Below are 7,214 nucleotides of genomic sequence, written 5' to 3'. Positions count from 1 at the left end.
GCCAGAAGGTCGGCGGCGATCCAGTCCGGATCGTTGTGCCCGTCGGCCACCACCAGCACCTCGGAGGGGCCGGCGATCATGTCGATGCCGACCGTGCCGAACACGGCCCGCTTGGCCGCCGCCACATAGGCGTTGCCCGGCCCGACGATCTTGGCGACGGGCGCGATCGTTTCGGTGCCGTGGGCGAGCGCGGCCACCGCCTGCGCCCCGCCGATCCGGTAGATCTCGGTGACGCCCGCCAGATCGGCGGCGGCGAGCACGAGCGGGTTCAGCGCGCCGTCCGGCGCCGGCACCACCATGGCGATGCGCGCAACGCCGGCGACGGTCGCCGGCACGGCGTTCATCAGCACCGAGGACGGATAGGCGGCCGTGCCGCCGGGCACGTAAAGGCCGACCGAGTCCACCGGCGTCCAGCGGCTGCCGAGCGTGACGCCGAGCGCGTCGGTGTAGATATCGTCCTTGGGCATCTGCCGCGCATGGTGGGAGCGGATGCGGTCGCGCGCCAGGGTGAGCGCGTCCAGCGTCTCGGCATCGATCCGCGCGACCGCCGCCTCGATCTCGTCCGTCCCCACGCGCATCGGCGTCGCATCGAGATCGAGCCGGTCGAATCGGAGCGTGAGCCGGGCCAGCGCCGCATCGCCCCGCGCCCGCACATCGTCGATGATCGCGCGCACGGCGGCCTCCACATCGGCGGAGGTTTCCCGCTTCAGCCCCAGAAAAGCGGAGAAACGAGCCTCGAAATCGGTCCCGGCGCTGTCGAGCAGGTGCGGCACGGTTCGGTCCCCCGGCACCGTCAGCCGGCCGGGTGACGCGGCTTGAAGCTGGTCTCCCAGGCCGCGCCCAGATCGGCCATCTGCGCCTCGATCACCTCGACATCGAGCCGAATCGCCGCTTCGTCGGCGAAGATGAGTTCGATCGTGCCGGCGGGGGCCGCATCGCCCGGCGCGAAACGGATCGCCAGCAGCGACAGCACCTGATCGCGGTCGCCGCGCCTGACGCCGATCGTCCTGACGGCCCTCACGCGCGCGAACGACAGCGCCGCCTGCCGCCGCTGGTGGCCCTGCACTCGGGTTCCGGTCTCCGCGTCCCAGGCAAAGCGGTTGGCGAGCAGCGAGAAGCGCCGCGCGCCGGGGCGGTAGTCGAACGTTCCTGGCTTGGTGACGGCGTCCTGCATCTGGGCGGAAATGACCGTCAGATCGGATTCGTCAAGCGCCAACAGTTTCAAGCCGTCCATCGGTCCGCCACGCATGTTCGGAAAGGCCAGGGTCCGCACGAACTGCTACGCCTTTCAAGGGTGCGGCGCAACAGGGCCGAACGGCTAGATCAGGAACGGCGCATGGCGTGCGTGGGCGGTCAGGCAGAAACGCGGGCGATCTGCGCGCCGCAGGCGGCGAGCTTCTCTTCGAGCCGCTCGAAGCCGCGGTCCAGATGATAGACGCGGTTGACCCGGGTTTCGCCCTCGGCCGCAAGGCCGGCGATCACCAGCGACACCGAGGCGCGCAGGTCCGTCGCCATCACCGGCGCGCCCTTGAGCACCGGCACGCCGGTGACGGTGGCGGTCTGGCCGTCGAGCGCGATGCGGGCGCCGAGGCGCGCCAGTTCCTGCACGTGCATGAAGCGGTTCTCGAAGATCGTCTCGGTGATGCGCGCGGTCCCGCTCGCTCGGGTCATCAGCCCCATGAACTGGGCCTGAAGGTCGGTCGGAAAGCCGGGAAAGGGGCGCGTTGCGACATCGGCCGCGACGAGGCCGTTGCCGTTGCGGTGGACGCGCACGCCCCCTTCTTCGTGGGTGATGTCGATGCCCGTTTCGCCCAGCACATCGATGGCCGCCCGCCAGGTTTCGGTTTCCGCCCCCTTCAGGAGCACGTCGCCACCGGTCATGCCGACGGCCATGGCGTAGGTGCCGGTCTCGATCCGGTCGGGGATCACCCGGTGCCGCGCGCCCGACAGCGAGGTGACGCCCTGGATCGCGATCGTGTCCGTGCCCGCCCCCTCGATCCTGGCGCCCATCTTGTTCAGGCAGTCGGCCAGGCACACGATCTCCGGCTCGCGAGCCGGATTTTCGAGCACCGTCTGCCCCCTTGCCAGCGAGGCGGCCATCAGCGCGACATGGGTCGCGCCGACCGAAACCTTCGGGAAGGCGTAGCGCGCGCCGGCAAGGCCGTTGCGGGCGGTGGCATGCACATAGCCGTTCTCGATCTCGATCTCGGCGCCCAGCGCCTTGAGCACCTCGATGAACAGATCCACCGGCCGCGTGCCGATGGCGCAGCCGCCCGGCAGCGAGACGCGCGCCTCGCCCATGCGCGCAAGAAGCGGGCCGATCACCCAGAAGCTGGCGCGCATTTTCGAGACCAGTTCATAGGGCGCGGTGACGTCGACAATGTCGCGCGCGGTGAAATCGATCGTGCGGGCGAAGTTCTGCCCCTCGGCGCGACGCCGGCCCTTCACCGCATAGTCGACGCCATGATTGGACAGGATCCGGATCAGTTGCTCCACATCGGCCAGATGCGGCACGTTTTCCAGCGTCAGCGTGTCGTCGGTCAGAAGCGAGGCGATCATCAGCGGCAGGGCCGCGTTCTTGGCGCCGGAAATCGGAATGACGCCGTTGAGCGCGTGGCCGCCGACGATGCGAATGCTGTCCATCAGGAAAGTCCCCTCGTTGGGCGCCGTTTAGACGATGATCGGGGCCGCTTCAAGGCGAGCCCGGTCCGCTCCACACGGCCGATCGCGGGCTCGCAAACAGCACTCTTCCGCAACGGCAGGGCGAGGCGCCGGTTTGGCCCGCAAGGGTTGAAGGGAGGGTTAACGCCCGGTTGACCGCAAGGAGGGCATTTGAGCGATTGGCGCTGGCGGTCCGGCATTTCCCGGCCGCCGCATCAAAGATGCCGCCGCCTCAGTCGGGCCTGGCCTTTTCGCCGTCGCTGGCGGGCGCCGCCTTCAGCCCTTCATCGCGCGCATCGGCCGCGCCGGCCCGGCGCGCGCGCGCCTGGGCTTTTCGCTTTTGCAGATTGGCGCGCAATTCGGCGGCCAGCCTTTCCTTGCGCGCACGGGCGCTCTCGGTCTTGGTCCTTGCGGTCATCGGTGCGCCTGTGCCGGCCCTCGCCGTCCACCCTTCGGCAATAGCATGCGCTGCCGCCAATATCGCATGGCGCGGCAACTGACACCTTGATAAGGCAAAACGGCTGTGGCACAAGCCGCCGGCCGCCAAAGACGCTGCTATAGCTCAGGGGTAGAGCACTCCCTTGGTAAGGGAGAGGCCGAGAGTTCGAATCTCTCTAGCAGCACCATTTACCTCTCTAAGATATTGTTTTTAATAGATAATATCAGACGCCACCTTCTTCGGCCCACCCATTGGGCCACCCGAAAATCGGTGATGCGGTAGGCAGTTATGTGCTGCGATGCGCAGTGCCCCTGCCGGTTGGCCGGTGTCGACCCGAAGACGGTCACGCGCAAACGCTTGCCGGATTGTCCCGAGATCAGACAATGCATGCGTGAGATTGCCAGCGAACGCCGCCGGTTTGGCTACCGCAGGATCGGCCTGATGCTGGAACGTGAAGGAATCCACCTGAAAGCCGTGGACGATCGAGCCAGGACGCCTCAAGCTGATCCAATCGGTCAAGTCGGGGACCGAACAGCGCTTTGGAGCGATGCGAAACGGGTGTTAACCTTGTCTCATCCCTGTCACACGGTTCTGCTTTCTCACCGCCATGTCCGACACCACGTCCGCCCGCCCGCTCATCGTCTTCACCGATCTGGACGGCACGCTGCTCGACCATGAGACCTATGCCTGGCACGCCGCAGAACCCGCGCTCTCGGCCCTGAGGGAACGCGGCGCGCCGCTGGTCCTCGCCTCGTCCAAGACCGCCGCCGAGATCGCGCCGCTGCGCGCCGAACTGGCGTTCGCGCACTGCCCGGCGATCGTCGAGAACGGCGCGGGCGTTCTTGCGCCCGACGGCGAGGAACAGGGCGCGGCAACCGACGACCATGCGCGTCTGCGCGCGATCCTGGCCGACGCGCCGGACGCTCTGCGCGCCCGCTTCACGGGCTTTGCCGACATGGGCATCGCCGGCATCATGGAGGCGACCGGCCTGTCTGGTGGGGCCGCGCGGCGCGCCGCCGACCGCCGCTTTTCCGAGCCGGGCCTTTGGTCCGGCGATGCGGCCGGACGCGACCGTTTCACCGCCTGGCTGAAGGACAGGGGCGTGCATGCTCGCGCGGGCGGCCGCTTCCTGACGCTCTGCTTCGGCGCCAGCAAGGCCGGACGGATGGACGCGATCACGGAGCATCTCTTCCCCGGCGCCCGGCCTTTCACCGTCGCGCTGGGCGACGCGCCCAACGACATCGAGATGCTGGAAGCGGCCGACCGCGCCTTCATCGTCGCCAATCCGCGCGGCACGCCCCTGCCCCGCCTTGCCGGCGAGGACGACGGAACGATAACGCGCACCAGGAAAGCAGGGCCCGCCGGCTGGAACGCGGCGGTGCTGTCGGTCCTTTCGGCTTGACCTGACGCAACGCGAAACGATGGCCATGCCGATAGGTTGAAGACGAACGGGAGCCGACACCATGGCAGACTTTCACCAGAACGGCGCGGTCGCCACCCTGCACAATCTGCGCACGCGCAGCCCCGAGGATCTCGAACGGGAACTGGAGGTCATCGCCGAGCGCCAGAAGGTGACGCTGATCCTGCCCTCGCTCTATTCGGAGCTGGAAGGGCCGGCCCTGCCGGCGATCCTCGACGAACTGAGCAAGGTCCGCTTCATCCACCATGTGGTGATCGGCCTCGACCGCGCCTCGAAGGAGGAATACAGGGCCGCCCGCGCCTTCTTCTGCCGGCTCGCCCTGCCCCATTCGGTTCTGTGGAACGACGGGCCGCGCCTGCGCGCGATCGATGCGCGGCTGGCCGAGGCGAGCCTGTCCCCCTCCGAGCCGGGCAAGGGGCGCAATGTGTGGTATTGCATCGGCTATACGCTGGCCCGCGCCGAAAGCGACGTCGTCGCGCTGCACGATTGCGATATTGTGACCTATTCAAGGGACATGCTGGCGCGGCTGGTCTATCCGGTCGCCAATCCCGACTTCGCCTACCAGTTCTGCAAGGGCTATTATCCGCGCACCGCCGAGGGCAGGATGAACGGCCGGGTCAGCCGGCTGCTGGTCGCCCCGCTGCTGCTTGCCCTGCGCAAGACCGTGGGCGAGCGCGATTATCTGGACTATCTGCGCGCCTTCCGCTACCCGCTCGCCGGCGAGTTCGCCATGCGCGCCTCGATCCTGCCGGCCATGCGCATTCCCTCCGACTGGGGGCTGGAGATCGGCACCCTGTCGGAAGCCTGGCGCAACCTCGCCCCGCGCAGCGTGTGCCAGGTGGAGCTTTCCGACGCCTACGACCATAAGCACCAGCCGCTGTCCGAGGGCGATGCGTCCAAGGGCCTGTCGCGCATGTCCACCGACATCTGCAAGGCGCTGTTCCGCAAGCTGGCCACCGACGGGACCGTGTTCTCCAAGGAGACGTTCCGCGCGCTCAAGGCGAGCTACTACCGCATCGCGCTCGATTTCGTGGAGACCTATTATAACGATGCGCGCATGAACGGGCTGCATGTGGACCGGCACGAGGAGGAGCGCGCGGTCGAACTGTTCGCCGCCAACATCGTCGAGGCCGGCCGCACCTTCCTCGACAATCCCATGGAAACGCCCTTCATTCCCGCCTGGAGCCGCGTGCAGGCCGCCGACCCCGACCTGGTGCGCGATTTGTACGAAGCGGTGCGGGCGGACGATGCCGAGTTCGGGTAGGCGCTGGATAAAGGGTAAACAGATGAAAACGACTCCGATCAACTCCGAACAGGGTCCGGCCGCATCCGGCGGCTATGCGCAGGCCCGCCTCGCGGAGGGCGTTTCGCGCATCGTCCATGTCAGCGGGCAGATACCCGTGGACGCCGACGGAAGCGTTCCGGAAGGTTTCGAGGATCAGGCAAGGCTGACGTGGAAGAACGTCGAACGCCAACTGGTCGCCGCGGGGATGGGCCTGGAGAACATCGTCAAGCACACGACCTTTCTGTCGAGCCGGAAACACCGGGCCCTGAACAGCAAGGTAAGGCAGGAGGTTCTCGGCACCCTTTCGCCCGCCTTGACCGTCGTCATCGCCGAAATCTATGACGAAGCATGGCTGCTTGAGATCGAGGCAGTGGCCGTCGCCTGAAGCCGGCCACCGATGCATGTGTCGGCGCCGGCTCGCAAGGCGGCGACGACGGCATCGCGCCCGCGGTTTCAACGGCGCAGGAGTGTTTTCTTGACCGGCCTATATGTCATCTGCTCAAGGCGCCGTCAGACGCAGCTTTCCAAACGCCGCCAAGGCTATGGCGAACATCGCGTGGGCGATCTCCATGCCTATGTCCGCCAAGAGCATAATTCCCGCGACCTGGGACGAAGGGAAGGAGCGCGCATCCACCTGCTCCCCCGGTTCCTGGAAGACGTAAGGTCGGTCGCGTCCGATCGGCACGCGACGTTCTTCTTTCTGGAATGGAGGAATAGGGAACCGATCGAGGACGCCATCGGGCGCGGAAACGGTCTTCCGCTCAGCGGGCGGATCGAACCCTGGCTCCTGATCGATGAGGAGCGCCGCTCATGCGGGTCGATGCGGGAGGACGCAGCGCCCACCCCGCCCGCAAGGCGACCGTAGCGCCTTCGAGGCCGGGGCGGCCCACGCACCGCCGCCAACATGGCCGGGGCCGGCCGCACCTTCCTCGACAATTCCGTGGAAGCGCCCTTCATTCCCGCCTGGGCCGCGTGCAGGCCGCAGGCCCCGACCTCGCGCGCGATTTGCACGAAGCGGTGCGGGCGGACGATGCCGAGTTCGGGTAGGCGCCGGGTGGATTGAACGCGGTAGTCGGGCCAGCACCTGAAGGCCGGGTGTTTGGTTTGCACGTCCGCTCAGAGCCCATCAACGACATTCGACCTGCAATGTGCTAGCCCGCTTCTGAGTAGTAAATTACCCGCTTGAGCTTCCATGAATCCGATTAGCCAAGCTGACTTTGATGAACTCCAAGGTGTGTGGTCACAGACCTATCTTGAGGCGGATGGCATTATCGAGCCACCAAATGACGAGCACACAGCACCGGGTGCGGTGTGCATTTTTGAGGGCAATGAATTCAGGGTCGTTACACTTGACAACACATTGTTGCTCAAAGGCACTTTTGAGCTGGATGCGACAACGACACCGAAAG

8 protein-coding genes, 1 tRNA gene and 1 pseudogene are annotated in these 7,214 nt (G+C 66.8%); 6 read left to right on the top strand and 4 right to left on the bottom strand.

Annotated elements, in window-relative coordinates:
• From hisD to AC5E6L_RS10020, 4 genes are all read right to left on the bottom strand, one after another.
• Positions 1-773, bottom strand: a 773-nt coding sequence (gene hisD, locus AC5E6L_RS10035; RefSeq protein WP_491773001.1) for a histidinol dehydrogenase, incomplete at its 3' end; no start/stop codon positions are given.
• Positions 774-793: 20 nt separating this feature from the next.
• Positions 794-1,234 (bottom strand): DUF2948 family protein, encoded by a 441-nt coding sequence (locus AC5E6L_RS10030; protein WP_491772999.1) that lies wholly within the window; start codon positions 1,232-1,234, stop codon positions 794-796.
• Between the two features lie 119 nt (positions 1,235-1,353).
• On the bottom strand, positions 1,354-2,643 hold the full coding sequence (gene murA / locus AC5E6L_RS10025; RefSeq protein ID WP_491772997.1) for a UDP-N-acetylglucosamine 1-carboxyvinyltransferase: 1,290 nt from the start codon (positions 2,641-2,643) through the stop codon (positions 1,354-1,356).
• A 250-nt stretch (positions 2,644-2,893) separates the two neighbouring features.
• Positions 2,894-3,079: a hypothetical protein gene (locus AC5E6L_RS10020; protein ID WP_491772995.1), complete on the bottom strand. Its 186-nt coding sequence runs from the start codon at positions 3,077-3,079 to the stop codon at positions 2,894-2,896.
• 133 nt (positions 3,080-3,212) lie between these two features.
• Here AC5E6L_RS10020 and AC5E6L_RS10015 point away from each other — a divergent pair.
• The 6 genes and pseudogenes from AC5E6L_RS10015 to AC5E6L_RS09990 form a co-directional block, all read left to right on the top strand.
• Positions 3,213-3,287 (top strand) — tRNA-Thr (locus AC5E6L_RS10015).
• Between the two features lie 125 nt (positions 3,288-3,412).
• Positions 3,413-3,562 (top strand): annotated as a pseudogene (locus tag AC5E6L_RS10010) (IS3 family transposase); the annotation flags it as partial.
• 145 nt (positions 3,563-3,707) lie between these two features.
• On the top strand, positions 3,708-4,502 hold the full coding sequence (locus AC5E6L_RS10005) for an HAD-IIB family hydrolase (protein WP_491772993.1): 795 nt from the start codon (positions 3,708-3,710) through the stop codon (positions 4,500-4,502).
• A gap of 61 nt (positions 4,503-4,563) precedes the next feature.
• A complete protein-coding gene (locus tag AC5E6L_RS10000) occupies positions 4,564-5,784 on the top strand; it encodes a glycosyltransferase family protein (RefSeq protein ID WP_491772991.1) in 1,221 nt (406 codons plus the stop codon).
• Between the two features lie 22 nt (positions 5,785-5,806).
• Positions 5,807-6,190, top strand: coding sequence for a RidA family protein (locus AC5E6L_RS09995; RefSeq protein WP_491230887.1), 384 nt, complete (start codon positions 5,807-5,809; stop codon positions 6,188-6,190).
• Positions 6,191-6,997: 807 nt separating this feature from the next.
• On the top strand, positions 6,998-7,214 hold a 217-nt coding region (locus tag AC5E6L_RS09990; RefSeq protein WP_491772989.1), incomplete at its 3' end, for a hypothetical protein.

The organism is Roseitalea sp. (assembly GCF_984466335.1).
Note: the sequence above shows the minus strand (reverse complement) of the source record. Positions and strands in the feature narration are given on the sequence as shown.

Bases quoted from the DNA above. Each gene is read 5' to 3' on its own strand.
- AC5E6L_RS10020 (WP_491772995.1), bottom strand. From the start codon at position 3,079: ATGACCGCAAGGACCAAGACCGAGAGCGCCCGTGCGCGCAAGGAAAGG.
- murA (WP_491772997.1), bottom strand. From the start codon at position 2,643: ATGGACAGCATTCGCATCGTCGGCGGCCACGCGCTCAACGGCGTCATT.
- AC5E6L_RS10000 (WP_491772991.1), top strand. From the start codon at position 4,564: ATGGCAGACTTTCACCAGAACGGCGCGGTCGCCACCCTGCACAATCTG.
- AC5E6L_RS09995 (WP_491230887.1), top strand. From the start codon at position 5,807: ATGAAAACGACTCCGATCAACTCCGAACAGGGTCCGGCCGCATCCGGC.
- AC5E6L_RS10030 (WP_491772999.1), bottom strand. From the start codon at position 1,234: ATGGACGGCTTGAAACTGTTGGCGCTTGACGAATCCGATCTGACGGTC.
- AC5E6L_RS10005 (WP_491772993.1), top strand. From the start codon at position 3,708: ATGTCCGACACCACGTCCGCCCGCCCGCTCATCGTCTTCACCGATCTG.